Origin of the sequence: Peribacillus asahii (genome assembly GCF_003570725.1) — a bacterium.
In the GTDB taxonomy this organism is placed as follows: domain Bacteria; phylum Bacillota; class Bacilli; order Bacillales; family DSM-1321; genus Peribacillus; species Peribacillus asahii.
Genome location: NZ_QWVS01000028.1, coordinates 103,297 through 118,128, shown reverse-complemented (window position 1 = coordinate 118,128; position 14,832 = coordinate 103,297). Strand labels below are relative to the sequence as shown.

Genomic DNA, 14,832 nt, shown 5'->3' with positions numbered 1-14,832 from the left:
GCCCTTATGGTAGGTATCGCTTTTTTCTTTTACAACATCCACTTTATCCACCTCCTTCGCGAACGTTAGTTCCCATTATTATACAATACTGAAAAATAAAAAAACAAGAGAAAACTCTTGTCTAGAAGCTTTATTCATTTCAGATACTTGAAGCACCACAAATCTTCGATTTTTTGTGGCGCTCCGTATCTGACCTCACTTTCATCCCATCCCTAAAGGGGGTGCTAACGCACCGTAATGGGCTTTCTCATTCGGAAAATCATTCATTAGACTATTTAGAAAGCTGGTCCACAGTTCCTTCTGTATAATCATCTCCGACTTGTTCATGTGTAATGGCCAAACCTTGTTCTAGTTGTGACGTTCCGTCATAATCAGAAGGATCAAAAGTCCTTCCCGCAATCAGTAGATCTTTTTTATTTACTATCCGCTTTTTTTTATTCATACTTTTTCCGCTCCTTTCTATATTTAGTATGCTTGATTTCCTTTATTTTTGTAGGCCTAGACCCGTTGGATACGTTAAAAAGGAAGAACGCTGTTTGTATTTTCATAATTACTTCGAATGTGACATGCGGTCATTTCATACATATCATCTAAAGGGGACTTAAGTTTAAGCGCTTCGCAATTATAATAAATACCAAATTTGGAAAATAAATAAAGTTAGCATTCACCGGTACAACGCACCTGCTGTGAAATTCTAAGAAATTGAGGAGAGATGCATGAATAAAACAGGAGGGGCTAAGTATGAAATTTACGATAGAGTATATACCACTGAGCAAAATCAAACCTGGTTTATCGCTGAAAATTACGGAGCACATGAAGAAACTTCAGAGATTAATGTGGGATTGCATGTTTAATCTTTTGGTTGTCAAAAAAAATCGAAAGGATGACAGCTACATCATTGTTAGCGGGCAAGATAGATTCGAATCTCTTAAAAAACACACCAAAAATACTTATGCGCCATGTATAGTCGATAAAAGTGATTCCACCGGAATGATATCGTGGTTTTATCGTTTACGGAACAAACAACCCTTAGATGACTTTCCTTTAGTACCAACGAGTTGGTTAATCGTTCGTTCTTTTTTGAAACAAGAGCCTCGTTTTAAAAATCTATCCCGATCCGAACAAATAAGAGTGCTGCGTATAGCGGCACGTTACAAGAAAACTGTGATTTATACCATGAAAACTACAGTGGATGATATTCTGAGAAGTAACGAATAATTTATTCCTCTATAGCAAAAACAAAAGCTATAATAAAAATTAAATTTTAGCTACACACATTCCAAAGAGTGATTAAAATACACTTAAAAGGTTCCAGTCTATGGATGCTAATTAATAAAATGACAAGATATGACGTGTAATTAGCATTCGTTCAGGATAGCCTTATGCTTAGTTAGCTAACATTAAAAGCCCTTCTCTAATGAGACGGGCTTTTCTATTAATGATTTGTAAAATGCAATTAAATTTGAAAGACAATCATTACTTTCGTTAGTTTATTTTAATTTTACCGGTTAAGGATACTTTTTCAATTTACATAACTATATTAAAAGAGTAGTGCAAGCACCAAATGGCTACCTCTAGTATCTTTCACCAAAGTTGCGTAAGATCTTAAAAAATGCATTAAACGGCAATTAAGGATATTCACTTTCATGAATAGATTCTCAGCCTCTAGTCGTTTGACACGGAGACTCTACGGATATAATTTTTCGCAAAGGCACAAGCCGTAGGGCACGAGCCTAGTCATATCCGTCACTCCATGTAAAGCGGTGAATATGCGCTAAACACTGCATACTCTTAAATGCTTTCATTTCTGTAAATAATTTTTTGAATAATGGGATAAAAATGGAACTATTGAAGAAAATACTTCTATACAAATTTCAAAATAGGGGGTGTAGGGTTTATGACACAAACATTGTACGAAAAAGTTGGCGGAGAGGAAGCCATTGTAAAGGTTGTTGATTATTTTTACTCTGAATTGGTTTTAAAGGATGAAACCGTTAATGGATTCTTTAAAAATACAGATATGGAAAAACAACGACGTCACCAAACAAAATTTATAAGTTTTGCTTTAGGCGGTCCTAATCAATATTCAGGAAAGTCAATGGCAAAAGCACATGAAGGGATGAATATACAGCCAGTTCATTTTGATGCTATTGCAAAACATCTTCATGACGCTCTTGCACACTATGGAGTTGAAGAAGCTGATATAGATACAGCTTTAACGAAAGTCGCTTCACTTAGAGATGATATACTATATAAATAAAGTAGAAAAGCATGTTTTGGAAAAGGTTAATCAAAACATGCTTTTTTTATTTGTTTGAAAAAATCTTATGTCAAAGTGACAGAGAGAATCTTTTTTTTTTTCCAATGTAGAGAAATGTTAGTTGGATGAGTATTTAAAGGTTGAATAAAGGGAACTAATGTTCTATACTAATAAGGGAATCTAAAATTAGGAGAATCATAAATTGAACGGTACAGCACATATGATAGTAGGTGCGTCAACGGGATTTGCTGTAGCATATGCTATGCAAGCAGATCCGACGACAACCATTATGTTTGTAGGACTTGGGGGAGTAACAGCTTTAATACCGGATATGGATACGGACGGGAAGCTTAGTAATAAGATTACATTTTCTTATAAGTTTGCTCGAGCGACATTGCAGCTAATGGGCGTCCTTATCTTATTATATAGCTTTTTAGAGCATGCTAATGTAATGAGGTGGATTGGAGTGGGAATTGGTGTAGGTGTGATTGTTTTAGCTTCTTTCTTAACTCAGAGAATGATGCTTACACTTACGGGAATCGGAGTTGTAGCAGCCGGTATATACATAGAAAAAAATTGGATTTTATTATTAGGTGTTTATATGATTATAGCTTCTTTTGTTGCGCATCGTAGTTATACCCATTCTATTATTGGGGTTCTTTTTTTTGGAATCATCGCTTATCAATTTGAAGCATCTGTTGGAATTGAGGGGATGTTTCTTACTTGCATGCTCGGTTATATCAGTCATTTAATTATGGATATGAAAGTGTTTCCCTTTAATAAAAGGGGAGTAAGATGGTTTTTACCTTTTTCAAAGAAGGAATTTTAATAACGTAATTTAAAAAGCACTATCCGTTTTTTTTTTTTTTCGGATGGTGCTTTTCAAATTTCACAAAGCAGTGCTCACATCATAGAGACTTAAATCAATTTCGACTTCTAGGCCTAAAGCCAGCTGAGCAAGCTGTTTTCCGATATAGGGGCCCATGGTCAAACCTGATGATCCTAGACCATTGGCCACAATTATCCCTCCCCAGCCCGGCAGCGCTCCTATTACAGGAAGAAAGCCTGGTGTAAAGGGGCGAAAGCCGACTCTTGCTCCAAGAAATGTACTATCTGCTAGACCAGGAGCGGTGTGCAGTGCTTTATTAAATACTTCCTGTAAGCCAGCTGTTGTCATCCGATAATCAAATTCTTCTATATTTTCATGGGTAGCCCCGGCTACAATTCGATGATTATCGAATGCAAGAAGATATTGATCACTTGGCGGCATAACGACAGGCCATTTATTTGTGTTTAGGTCCGGTAAAGAAAGATGAATAATTTGTGCCCGTTGAAAGCTTACTTTAAAGTCTACTCCTAGTGGCTGTAATAACTGTTTTGCCCAAGCACCCGCACAGACGATCACTTCATCGCTATGAATAAATGTATCGTTGACTGTTACGCCTGTAATCCGTTTTTCTTCATATTGAAGAATGGCATTTCCATGAATAAGCGTTACTCCATGCTTCTGCGCAGCGCGTAATAGCGCGTCACAAAGAGCACGGCCATCCACTCTTGCGGCTCCGCTTATATGTACGGACGCGTATTCTTCAGCGAGCGGGGGAAATAAAACATTCGTTGCTTCAGCATCAAGCCTTGTAATATTACCAATTTCAGGTGCATCCTCTCTTCGTTTTGTCGCTCGTTCCTCCATTCCAGCTAACTTTTTTTCCTCTGTATGTAAGCTAATCGCACCAACTTGGGCATATCCTGTATCGGTTTCTCCGTCCAATTCAAGCTCTTTGATTAAATGAGGGTAAAAGCGAGCTCCATTTTTAGCAAGTTGATACCAAGCTTTATTTCTTCTTTGTGAAATCCATGGACAGACAATGCCGGCTGCTGCTGCGGTTGCTTGTCCTTGGTCTTTTCGGTCTACAATAATTACTTCTACATCTTTCTTTGCCAGTTGATAGGCCGTCGAAGCTCCTAAAATTCCGGCACCAATTATAATGATTTTTTTCATGGTAAACATCCTTTTATATTCTTGTTTTACTTAGGAAACACTAATAGCTTGAAACGTATATCTTAATACTACTGTTATAGGCATTATTTTTCTACTTATCACGGCTTTTTTAGTGAGCATGTCACAAAGTATTTATTTTTTTATGAAGACGTTTATTTACGATATAAAATACATTCTACGATTAGGTGATTTCTATGAATAAGAAGTTTTTCCACTTCTCCTTTGCAGCTTATATCATGCTTTTATTATTATTTACGTCTATTCCTGTAGAAGCGAAGAAGCTAAGTGGAAGCCAGAGAAATCCAACTCTTTTTATTACAGAACTAGCAGTGGATACAACTAACCGTACAAAACAAGATGAATATGAGTTTATTGAGCTTTACAATAATAGCGATAAACCTGTCTCTCTTCACCATTTTAAGCTATTTGTCGAAGGTGTTGAATGGACGTTTACAGAGAACAAAACGATTCCTTCACAAAAAGCGATGGTCATATGGATTAAAAATAACAAGAATCAATCTTTAACGTTGAACGATTTTAATAAACATTATGAAACGAGTTTATCTAGTAAGCAGCTGACAACTGTCAAAGCAAATGGTTTATCGAATCAATCGAGACAAACACTTATACTCACTGATTTGGAAGGGAAGGCCCTATCAACGGCAACGCATCATCCGAAGCATGTAAATAAGAATAATGGCATTCACTTTCAAATTTCAATCAATAAAAAAAAGATGAAGGTGATGCAAGCTAAGCACCCCGCTACACCAGGATTCTTACTTACAAACCAAGTGCCGAAAAAACCTGTACATTTTATTGATCGAGAAGCACCTGTTATTAAGCATGAACCAATGAAATTGATTGCAGCAAAAGAAGACCTTTCTATTCAAGCAAAAGTGACCGATGAAACCAATTTAAAAAATGTGGAGCTTCAATATCGAACGAATAAAAATGATGTTTGGATTGAAAGCCCAATGAAAAAAACAGGTTCTAGTATATATACAGCGATCATTCCACAGGAAACATATAGCGGGAAGTATGTATATTACCGCATTTTAGCTCGCGACGGTACAAATACAAAGAAAACAAAGCAATATGCTGTTAAAATATATGACTCACAAAAAGTACCAGAATTATTAGTGACAGAATTAATGCCGCATTCAACGAATACGGGGAACTTCGATGCCTATCAATTCATTGAAATTTACAACAATACGACAAAAGCGATTAATTTAAAGGATTATCATATTCGGTACCGTTTTTCCCTCGAAGGGTATAATGCTGACCTTATTTGGAAGCCCCAAAAAGAAGATCTTATGCTTCCTTCTGGAGAAACTATGGTTTTTTGGATTATGAATGCTGGTAATCAAGATTTAACGATTGCAGATTTTAATCATCATTATGGTGTGAATTTAACTGAAAATGTTAACATCGTTCAAATACATTCTGTAGGAATGGCACATAGAGATCTTCGCGGGATTGTTCTTGCAACGAATACAGGCAAAGAAGTTTCGATTGCTTTTTATAATCAAGGGAATAAGAAAGACGCGAAAAAAAACAAAGCAATTCTCTACTCTTTTCCAAAAAAACCTGGTGATCTCTTAATGAAAAAATATAGCAGCAGGAAAAAGCCGGGGACACCGGGGAGAGTATCTAAAAGACAAGTACCATCTCAAAAGGTAATCCCAGTTGAGGATACACTCAAGCCAATTATCGAAGATCTTTCCAGCTATGAAGCACCGCTTTCTGAAATGAAGGATCTGTCATTAAAGTTCGATATAAAAGATAATCATGTTGTAAAAACAGCGCGATTATTTTATAAAAATAACAGTGAAAAAGAGTTTCATGCGGTCGATTTAACAGAAAGCTTTGATGATTCTTTGTTTCATTATACAATTGACTCCACAAATTTAATTGGAAAGCATTCACTTGACTATTATGTAGTAGCTTCGGATGGAGAAAATGAAACAAAAACGGAAATAAAATCAATTGCCATTCAACAAGAAGAGCCTCAACCAGGTGTGCGATTAAATATAACAAACAATCAAATATTACACGACAAAGTATTAATTAAAGCGTATGATATCGAAAACTTCTCACAAACCAAATTGCTGATTGATGAACAAGATGTAACAGACGCTGCATCGTATACGTTAGTAGAGCCTGCTTATTTTGCTTTTGATGTTAAAAATGTAAATCTTTATTTTAAAAACGCGGTGACGATTGGGAAGGAAACATTGTATACGCTTGATAATATTATCAATAAATATAAAGCAGTAACGATTCCAATTGATACAAAGTTTTTTAAAAGGGGAGAAAAGACGGTCATTTCCATTCGCTCAGGTACAAAAGTGTCTCCATTCGATCGACACTCTGAACAAAATCGGGATGACTTTTATATTAAAAATATTCGTCTAGTTTTAAAAGATGGGACCGTTATTTATGATCCTAAATACGCAGACCCAACAAAGGAACTGTTTATTGGTGACAGCAAACAAGCGAGGCCGATCGTTAATTTTACATTTTCTATCCCTAAAAATAAATATAAAGCGAAAATGTACAGCTGGGATACAACAAAGGTGGGGGAAGGCACTCATACAATCGAAGTGATCAATAATGGAAAATCAAAAAAATCAACCGTTATTGTCGATAATAGTGCACCTGTTATTATACCGTCTATTGAAGAAGGAAAAATATATAAAGGTGATATTAGGCTGCATGCTAAAACGAAAGATGCACTGTCTGGTGTTGAAACAATGACAGCGAAGCTCGATGGAAAGGATATTATATTGCCGTATCAAACATCATCAGCAACGCTTACGCCAGGAAAGCATTCGTTTCAGATTACAGCAGTGGATCGAGCAGGTAATAAAGCTTCTAAGACTGTACATTTTCAAGTTGCTGAGGAAAAGCCCGATAAACCTAAAGTTGTAAGTCCATTAAATGGTGCAAATCAGATATCATTAGCTCCAAAGCTTGGGGTGAGAGTATCTGACCCGACTAAGGATTCCCTCGATGTTTCTTTTATGAAGGGGTATCAATACAAAGCAAACGAACAGGAAAAAGTTGTCGTTTATCAAAATTCTGTTGATCATGAGCCGCCAAAAGAGATGATTCCTGAAGGAGAGAAAAAAGTTACAGCTTTACATGCTCTTACGGATGTTGATTCAAAATATGTGACAACAAAATCAACAAATCAATTTCCGTATCAGCGCTTTGAAATTACCCTTGATCAAAAAGTGAATCAGAACGACGAAGTAGAATTATATTGGGAAGGTAAGTCATTGATTGGTCGAAAAGTATCTATGTATGTTTGGAACTATGAAAAGTCGAAATGGGAACGAAAAAGTTGGAAAATTGCAGAAAACGAAGAGAACTTTAAGCTTCAGAGTATTGTAAAAGGTTCTCACTATGTAAAGGATCAAAAAGTGCAAGTCATGATTCAAGATGAAATTGCATCCACAAATCGATTTGATTATTCGTTTATTTGGATGTCGGATACGCAATATTATAGCGCTAGTTACCCTCATATTTATAAAAATATGACAGAATGGATTGTTGCTCAAAGAAAGGCGTTAAATATTCAATATGTGTTTCATACAGGAGATCTTGTAGATCGAGCAAGTGAGCCCAAGCAATGGACATATGCAGATGAATATATGCACTATTTAGAACATACAAAAATCCCTTATGGTGTTTTAGCTGGTAATCACGATGTTGGCCATAAAACAGGTGACTATCATCAATTTAGTAAATATTTTGGAGCTAATCGTTTTAAAAACAAAAATTATTATGGTGAGTCTTATCAGAATAACCGAGGTCATTATGATTTAATTAGCGTAAAGGGCAATGATTTTATTATGCTTTATATGGGGTGGGGAGTAAGTAATAAGGATATAGCTTGGATTAATAAAGTTCTTGCGGAATATCCTGAAAGAAAAGCCATTTTAAGCTTTCATGAGTATTTGCTTGTCACAGGAGAGCGCAGCCCGATTGGAGAGAAAATTTATAACGATGTTGTCTTACCGAATAAAAATGTGATTGCCGTATTATCTGGCCATTACCATGGCAGTGAAACATTAATTAATGAAATAGACGATAATCAAGATGGTGTCATTGATCGAAAAGTATATCAAATGCTTGCGGATTATCAAGGTGGGGCAGAAGGTGGACAAGGATTTTTGCGCATGATGCAGGTTAATACTGTAGAGAATAAAATCTATATGAAAACGTATTCTCCATATCTTAATCGATATAACTACTACAATCGGAAAAACTATCCTGGCAAAGATGAATTTGTCATAGAGACAGATTTAACACCGAAAGAAAAAGTGGTTTCCACCGATTTATTTGAAGTTAATATATACACTGATGAAAAAATTGGCGAAGTAAAGGATGTAGCGAATCAACAAATGGCAGAAATGGTATGGACAGGTCTTGAGAAAAATCGAGAATATGGCTGGTATGTAAAGGTGTCTGACAAGTATAACGGCCAGACTCGTTCAAAGGTTTGGACATTCCGGACAAACAATCGGTAATGTAAGAGGGAGCTTTGTTTTTTATATAAAACGTTCATTCATCGAAAAGAACTTAATGTCTTCCATCAGTGGAGGTTTTTCTTCATCCTCACTGATGGAAGGTGAACTAAAAAGCACCGCACATTATACCTGTAAGAGAATAGCTTCTCGAAGTGCCTGCTTGAACTGTTGTTAATTGCACTCTTAATCACCAAGTTAAACCTACCACAAACAACGATATAGGCACAAAAAAACAAAAAGACACTATAAAAGCGGTTAAATAACGGGTACGACTGATATTAATTGAACGTATATTTCTCCTCCTGCTTTTTATTAAAGCGTATAAACAAGTTTTTAAAAATCTATTTAAATATCTGAAGGACTAGAGCAATACCCCCGCGCCTAAACCAGATTGGACACTGAGCGATGAATGATTCATACTAGAAGAGATTGATATCATCAGGAGGAATAAAAGTATGCTAAGAACTCAGATTGAACAATATATTAAGACATTCAAGGGTGACCAGGTTGCCTTATATAAAGAAGAGAAAGAATATGTAGAAAAGCATCAATTGCTTGAAGGAGGCATGACGATTGTAGAAAAGGATGCAGAAGCGCGCTTTACCGACGCTTATATTGAGCGTTCCGATAAAGAATTTGAAAATCTTATCGCTGTAGAAACATCAGAATTTTTACACCAACCGTTAACTTTTCTAAAAACAAACAAAAAAGAATTTATTTATCTAGAATCGAAGTGGTTTGAGCTTATTGGTGTCGATGCCGTTTCATTAGAAGTCGATGATTTATTCGGTACATATGAAGCGTTATTAGGGTTAAAGCTGCAGAAGAAATATGACAAAGCAATTCGAAGCTATTTACAAGCTGAATTACAAGGAGAAAATGCAAAATTTGCGTTAATGTTTAGCGCAGAAGATGGTCTATGGAACTTTAATTTCTCCTTAAACGATGTAAAAGGATTTACAGAAGATATGACGATTGGTGAAGCATATCAGTTCATTTATCAATTTTTATTTAAGTTGATGGAAGCGATAGAAGAGAAGTAATAAGGGTTCGTATAAACTTTATTGGCGGTGAGTCATTAATATTTGGAGAAATATAAGTGAAAGTGATTGAGACTGCCGATGTGCTGCAGAACTATCAAAATGTAATCTACCAATAGATAAGAAAACCCTTGATATGACAAGGGTTTTCTTATCTTATCTGAACATAGTGGGAGGTTTCCCTCGTGCTAAATTATCTAAGTTACTAAAGATAATTTAGAAGAGTCGGTTACGTGCCGATTCTTTTTGTTTATATGGATGGTAAGTGGATGGGATATATTACATTTGTCGTGAAACTGACTGTCTTTTTTTATATATTACGACCTAAGAAATGCCCTGTACTGAGCAGGGCATTTCTTAGGTCGTAAAAGAAAAGTAACAATACTTTAATGTTTATGATACTAACACAATCAGAGAATATTGTATCATAATAATATGGATAGAATAGATATTGATAAATTGTTAGCAGAAACAGTGGTTTTAGTTGATGAAGAGTACAAATTTGAGGAAATCAAAAAAATAGACATTGATCAATTGCTCGATTCTTAGTGAGAAGCCGGATTTTAATCCTGGCTTTTTTTTTTACAACATCATGGCCATAGTTTGCTCCGCTTCGATTGAAGCTATTTTTTCGAAAAGTAGGTGACCACATTGGAATATCAAATTGGAATATACTAGGATTTGCGGTCGATCAGCTTCTTAACCTTTAATCTTTCATATTCGGGATAATCTAATGTTAAGGAAGAAGTTTAAATGATTTGGGAATGCTGGTTATGTTGCATGTGATTTTTCATTATATGAAAAATAATTAATGGTCTAAAGGAACTAGTACTAAAGTATCTAAATGAGGGTATTCTTAATAATTTTTACATATTTTATACATCGTGTGCAATAAAAGTACTATAATGAGTTTGGAATGGCAAAGAAAATCGGAGGCACTATGAAAAATTTATGGAAAAGAAATAAACCTACTGTTGATAGAGAATATTTTTTAACATATAAAAATGATGTTCGAATTGATTTACATAAATACTCAAAGTTATTAACGCAAATTGAGATGATTCATTTAACACATGAAGATTTATGCAGGATTCGTTCTATCCAAGATATGGTTAATGAACATTTAGTAGATTTAGTGAGTCGTTTCTATAAGAATCTTGAAAAAGAATCTTCGCTAATGCAGATTATTGAAAACAATAGTTCAGTTAGTCGGTTACGACAATCCCTTCAAAAACATATAGGTGAAATGTTTTTAGGCGTTCTTGATGATCAGTTTGTGGAACAGCGCTATACTATTGCTCATGTCCATGTTCGAATCGGCTTAGATCCTAAGTGGTATATGAGCGCCTTTCAGGATCTGCTGCAGTCTATATTAACGATTATTATGCCGACTTGTCATAGTGTACAGCACTATCATGAAATGGCGTTAAGTATTACGAAAATCATTAATTTAGAGCAGCAAATTGTATTAGAAGCATATGAACTAGAAAATAAGCGTATTCGCGATCAACACGATAAAGAGAAAAAAGTGCTTCGTGTACAGGTAAACAACAACGCCGCGCAATTGGCTGCTATTAGTGAAGAAACGAGCGCAACGAGTGTTCAAATCGTTAATAAAGTGTCTGATATTCATCAAATTACGGAAACAGGTTCAAAGATTGCGATTAAAACGGAAGAAAAGTCGAAAGAAGGTCTTCGACGTTTGAAAGCGCTGGAGGAATTAATGAATCAGGCACAGGATAATATGAAGTATATCGCTGCAGAAATGGAGCAATTAACTTCAACATCTAAGGAAATTGAGCGGATTGTTACAATGGTAACGTCGATTGCTGAACAAACGAACTTACTAGCATTAAACGCAGCGATTGAAGCGGCGCGGGCTGGAGAAAATGGAAGAGGTTTTGCCGTTGTTGCAGATGAGGTAAGGAAATTAGCAGAACACACGAAAACTTCTGTATCAGAGGTTTCAAAGCTTGTCGAAGGAATTCGTCGGTATACAAGCACTATGAATACGTCGATTTCTGTTGTAAATGAAGATATTAAGAAAAGCACACAAGAAGGGAAAGAGACGAGTCTCTTTTTTGATCAAATTGTTGAATCAATGAATAATGTTAAAGAACAAAATGTCAATATTGCTTCAGAAATGACAGAATTAAGTAATATTTTTGAAGGGATGAACCGATCATTTGAACAGGTTGCCCAGTCTTCTGATGAATTAACACAAATGACGAGGGTGCTATAAGAGAAAAGTTACTTGTGTTCTCCTTTTCAATATGTTATATTAATAAAGCGATGAGCTAATTTGTGTAAGTCGAAGAATATGCTTTATGCTAAACGTTGGGATGTGGCCCAACGGTTCTCGCCACAAACGCATCAAAGACACCGGCATTTAGTCGGTGTCTTTCTCTTTATTTGGGAGACTTTCTTTAGCCATTCGAATTTCTTCTTTTACTTGTTCTTGTATTTCATTAGGGATATCTTTTGCTGCTTCTTTAAATTCTTTTAATGCCAATCCAATAGCTCGTCCAATTTGTGGGAGCTTGCTTGGGCCGAATACGATAAGAGCTAAAGTAAGAATTAATAGTAATCCGGGGAAGCCGATATTAGAAAGCACGGCGCATTACCTCCTGAATAATTTATATATCTAGTATTATAGCCGATTTTTTAAATTTATCGCAGTCAATTCCTTTAATGGAGTTGCCTCAAATAATAATCAGAGATTAAGAAAGTTAATTGCTAAATTATTACATTGATTTTATTGAGGCTTTTCGGTACAATACTTTTATAAGCTGCGTTGTACGTAATGATAATTAAGTTTTAACCTTTAAGCTGTAATAGGGAGTTTTATATTAAAACAGGAATGTTAGGCCTAGTCACTGACCTGGACAACAGGAATGTTTTTGCAAACACCCACTTTGAGGAGTGGTGGTTTAAAACTTTCTTACTTGAACTACGGCAATTGCGGCTTTTAATTGTAATTAAGAAACAGTACAGTTCCATGTTGGGGCTGTTTTTTTATATGTAAAGAATCATTTTTCTATTAAAAAGGATTAGGGTAGTCTCACAGAAACAAACTAACAAAAATATCACGGAATTATTTGTACTTAAGAGGTATACATATGTTTGCTGTCGGTTTAATAAGTGGTTTAACAATTGGCGTTATGGTGACAAGCTTATATCATAGAGAGAAAGTAAGAGCATGTATGCTACAAAGCTCACTTCAAAAGGAATTACTCTATAATACTTCGCATGATTATATGACAAAGATTTACAATCGTGCGTATTTCGAACAGGAAGTTAGTAAGTACAACGAAGATATAGACGTACCTGTTGGCATGATTCTTTGTGACTTAGATGAACTGAAATATATAAATGATCAGGTGGGACATGAGGCAGGAGACGAATTAATTAAGAGTGCCGCTCAGTTTTTAAATCAGTATTCTAATGAACATATTATTGTATCCCGAATTGGCGGAGATGAATTTACGATTTTGATGATTAATATAGAGGAAAGTAACGTTATTCAACTTATGAAACAAATCGATTATGAATTAATGAAATATAATTTAGAAGATAATACACTTACTTTAAAAATTTCTAAAGGCTATGCGTATACAGATTCTTCATTAGGTAATATGAGACAGTTACGCATTACTGCTGATAAAGCAATGTATCAAAATAAACGGTTGAGAAAAAGTAACTTGGCTACATTATTTATACGAGATAGAGAAGAGCGGAAAGTTAGCTCGAGATAATTCGGATATCTTTTACAAAATTGATTAATGTATGCACACCCTCTACATAATACTCCATTGTTTTCCCCTCTTTAGGAAGAATATATGCATGGGATGAACAATCCGTTTATTAAAACGACAACCGAATCATTTTGTATCAAAATAACTTTTCGAGTAGTATGTATGAAATGCTTTATTTTTGGTCAAACTACAGACGCAAGGCGAAATTGTAGTTTGATTTACATATCTAGGAGGTTGCATTAAATGGAACGCGGTAAAGTAAAATGGTTCAACAGTGAAAAAGGATTTGGCTTCATTGAGCGAGAAGGTGGCGATGATGTATTTGTTCACTTTTCGGCTATTCAAGGTGAAGGGTACAAAACATTAGAAGAAGGCCAAGAAGTTACATTTGAGCTAGAAGAAGGCCAACGTGGACCGCAAGCAACAAACGTAAATAAAGTTTAATATATCTAATGCAGAGAGACTGTTCCAACTTCGGTTCAGTCTCTTTTATTTGCAGAAAAAAACTTTCCCGATGGCAGGAAGAATGATGCTTCCAATTCAAAAACAAATCGTTAGTTTTCAAATTCCTTTTTCTGTATAATAAAGGACTGAACGTTTATTCCGTTTTTAGAAGGAGGAATATATGATTACAAACAAACGTGATGATGTATTAGAGGCAGCTTTACTTTTATTTGCTGAACGAGGGTTTGACGGAACAACGATACCGATGATTGCCGATAAGGCAAAAGTGGGAGCAGGTACAATCTATCGCTATTTTGAAAATAAAGAAGCGCTTTTTAATACGTTATTTCAATATTGGGTCACTCGACTATCAGAAATAGTTAAGGATAATTTCCCAAGTGATCTAACAAATATTCGTTTACATCACCGTCATATATTTTTTCAAATTATTCAATTTGTGAATCATAATGAACATGCCCTGCATTTTATCGATTCCCATTGCAGCACTCATTACTTAGATGAGAAGAGCCAAAAGCTGTTTGCTGATTTTCTTGAATTTCTTCGTTCGATTTTAGAGAAGGGGAAAGAACAAGGAGATATTTGTTCATTGCCTGCTGATGCTTTAATAGCGATTGTATATGGCGCTATTGTTCAGTTATTCAAATTAATGCGCATGAATATACTTGAAGAGACACCAGAACTGTTAGTTAATATTGAAGAATGTTGTTGGAATGCTATCAAAGCTCATTGACTTGGGTAGCATTGTAATATGCGGAATGAATATTCATTCCTA

At 35.4% G+C, this 14,832-nt stretch carries 12 protein-coding genes and 1 other RNA gene; 10 read left to right on the top strand and 3 right to left on the bottom strand.

The genetic code is table 11. The features are described from left to right. Nucleotides 1–271: 271 nt before the first annotated feature. Nucleotides 272–442, bottom strand: a complete 171-nt coding sequence (locus tag D1953_RS14800) for a YozQ family protein (protein ID WP_119117959.1) — start codon at nt 440–442, stop codon at nt 272–274. Nucleotides 443–741: 299 nt separating this feature from the next. Between D1953_RS14800 and D1953_RS14795 the strand changes: the two genes are divergently transcribed. The 3 genes from D1953_RS14795 (at nt 742) to D1953_RS14785 (ending at nt 3,089) form a co-directional block, all read left to right on the top strand. Continuing rightward, a complete protein-coding gene (locus D1953_RS14795; RefSeq protein WP_119117958.1) occupies nt 742–1,218 on the top strand; it encodes a hypothetical protein in 477 nt (158 codons plus the stop codon). 679 nt (nt 1,219–1,897) lie between these two features. Further along, complete coding sequence (locus tag D1953_RS14790; protein ID WP_119117957.1) at nt 1,898–2,260, top strand: group I truncated hemoglobin; 363 nt, start codon at nt 1,898–1,900, stop codon at nt 2,258–2,260. Between the two features lie 202 nt (nt 2,261–2,462). Further along, nucleotides 2,463–3,089: a metal-dependent hydrolase gene (locus D1953_RS14785; protein ID WP_119117956.1), complete on the top strand. Its 627-nt coding sequence runs from the start codon at nt 2,463–2,465 to the stop codon at nt 3,087–3,089. A gap of 60 nt (nt 3,090–3,149) precedes the next feature. On the opposite strand, the gene D1953_RS14780 is transcribed toward D1953_RS14785, so the two are convergent. After that, on the bottom strand, nt 3,150–4,262 hold the full coding sequence (locus D1953_RS14780; RefSeq protein WP_119117955.1) for an NAD(P)/FAD-dependent oxidoreductase: 1,113 nt from the start codon (nt 4,260–4,262) through the stop codon (nt 3,150–3,152). A gap of 194 nt (nt 4,263–4,456) precedes the next feature. On the opposite strand from D1953_RS14780, the gene D1953_RS14775 reads away from it, so the two are divergent. From D1953_RS14775 to D1953_RS14765, 3 genes are all read left to right on the top strand, one after another. Continuing rightward, the gene (locus tag D1953_RS14775; RefSeq protein WP_119117954.1) at nt 4,457–8,800 is read left to right on the top strand and encodes a lamin tail domain-containing metallophosphoesterase family protein; all 4,344 of its coding nucleotides are present in this window, start codon (nt 4,457–4,459) and stop codon (nt 8,798–8,800) included. 455 nt (nt 8,801–9,255) lie between these two features. Further along, entirely contained in the window at nt 9,256–9,843 is a 588-nt protein-coding gene (locus D1953_RS14770; RefSeq protein WP_119117953.1) for a branched-chain amino acid aminotransferase, read from the top strand. A 937-nt stretch (nt 9,844–10,780) separates the two neighbouring features. After that, nucleotides 10,781–12,082, top strand: a complete 1,302-nt coding sequence (locus tag D1953_RS14765) for a globin-coupled sensor protein (RefSeq protein WP_281271565.1) — start codon at nt 10,781–10,783, stop codon at nt 12,080–12,082. Between the two features lie 147 nt (nt 12,083–12,229). Here D1953_RS14765 and tatA read toward each other — a convergent pair whose 3' ends face one another. After that, nucleotides 12,230–12,454 carry a twin-arginine translocase TatA/TatE family subunit gene (gene tatA / locus D1953_RS14760; protein ID WP_119117952.1) on the bottom strand — a complete coding sequence of 75 codons (225 nt, stop codon included), beginning with the start codon at nt 12,452–12,454 and terminating at the stop codon, nt 12,230–12,232. Between the two features lie 169 nt (nt 12,455–12,623). Between tatA and ssrS the strand changes: the two genes are divergently transcribed. The 4 genes from ssrS (at nt 12,624) to D1953_RS14740 (ending at nt 14,790) form a co-directional block, all read left to right on the top strand. Continuing rightward, a non-coding RNA gene (gene ssrS / locus D1953_RS14755) (6S RNA) lies at nt 12,624–12,812 on the top strand. 147 nt (nt 12,813–12,959) lie between these two features. Beyond that, the gene (locus D1953_RS14750; RefSeq protein ID WP_119117951.1) at nt 12,960–13,595 is read left to right on the top strand and encodes a GGDEF domain-containing protein; all 636 of its coding nucleotides are present in this window, start codon (nt 12,960–12,962) and stop codon (nt 13,593–13,595) included. Nucleotides 13,596–13,838: 243 nt separating this feature from the next. Continuing rightward, entirely contained in the window at nt 13,839–14,039 is a 201-nt protein-coding gene (locus D1953_RS14745; RefSeq protein WP_119117950.1) for a cold-shock protein, read from the top strand. 181 nt (nt 14,040–14,220) lie between these two features. Next, entirely contained in the window at nt 14,221–14,790 is a 570-nt protein-coding gene (locus tag D1953_RS14740; RefSeq protein ID WP_119117949.1) for a TetR/AcrR family transcriptional regulator, read from the top strand. The last annotated feature ends 42 nt before the right edge of the window (nt 14,791–14,832 follow it).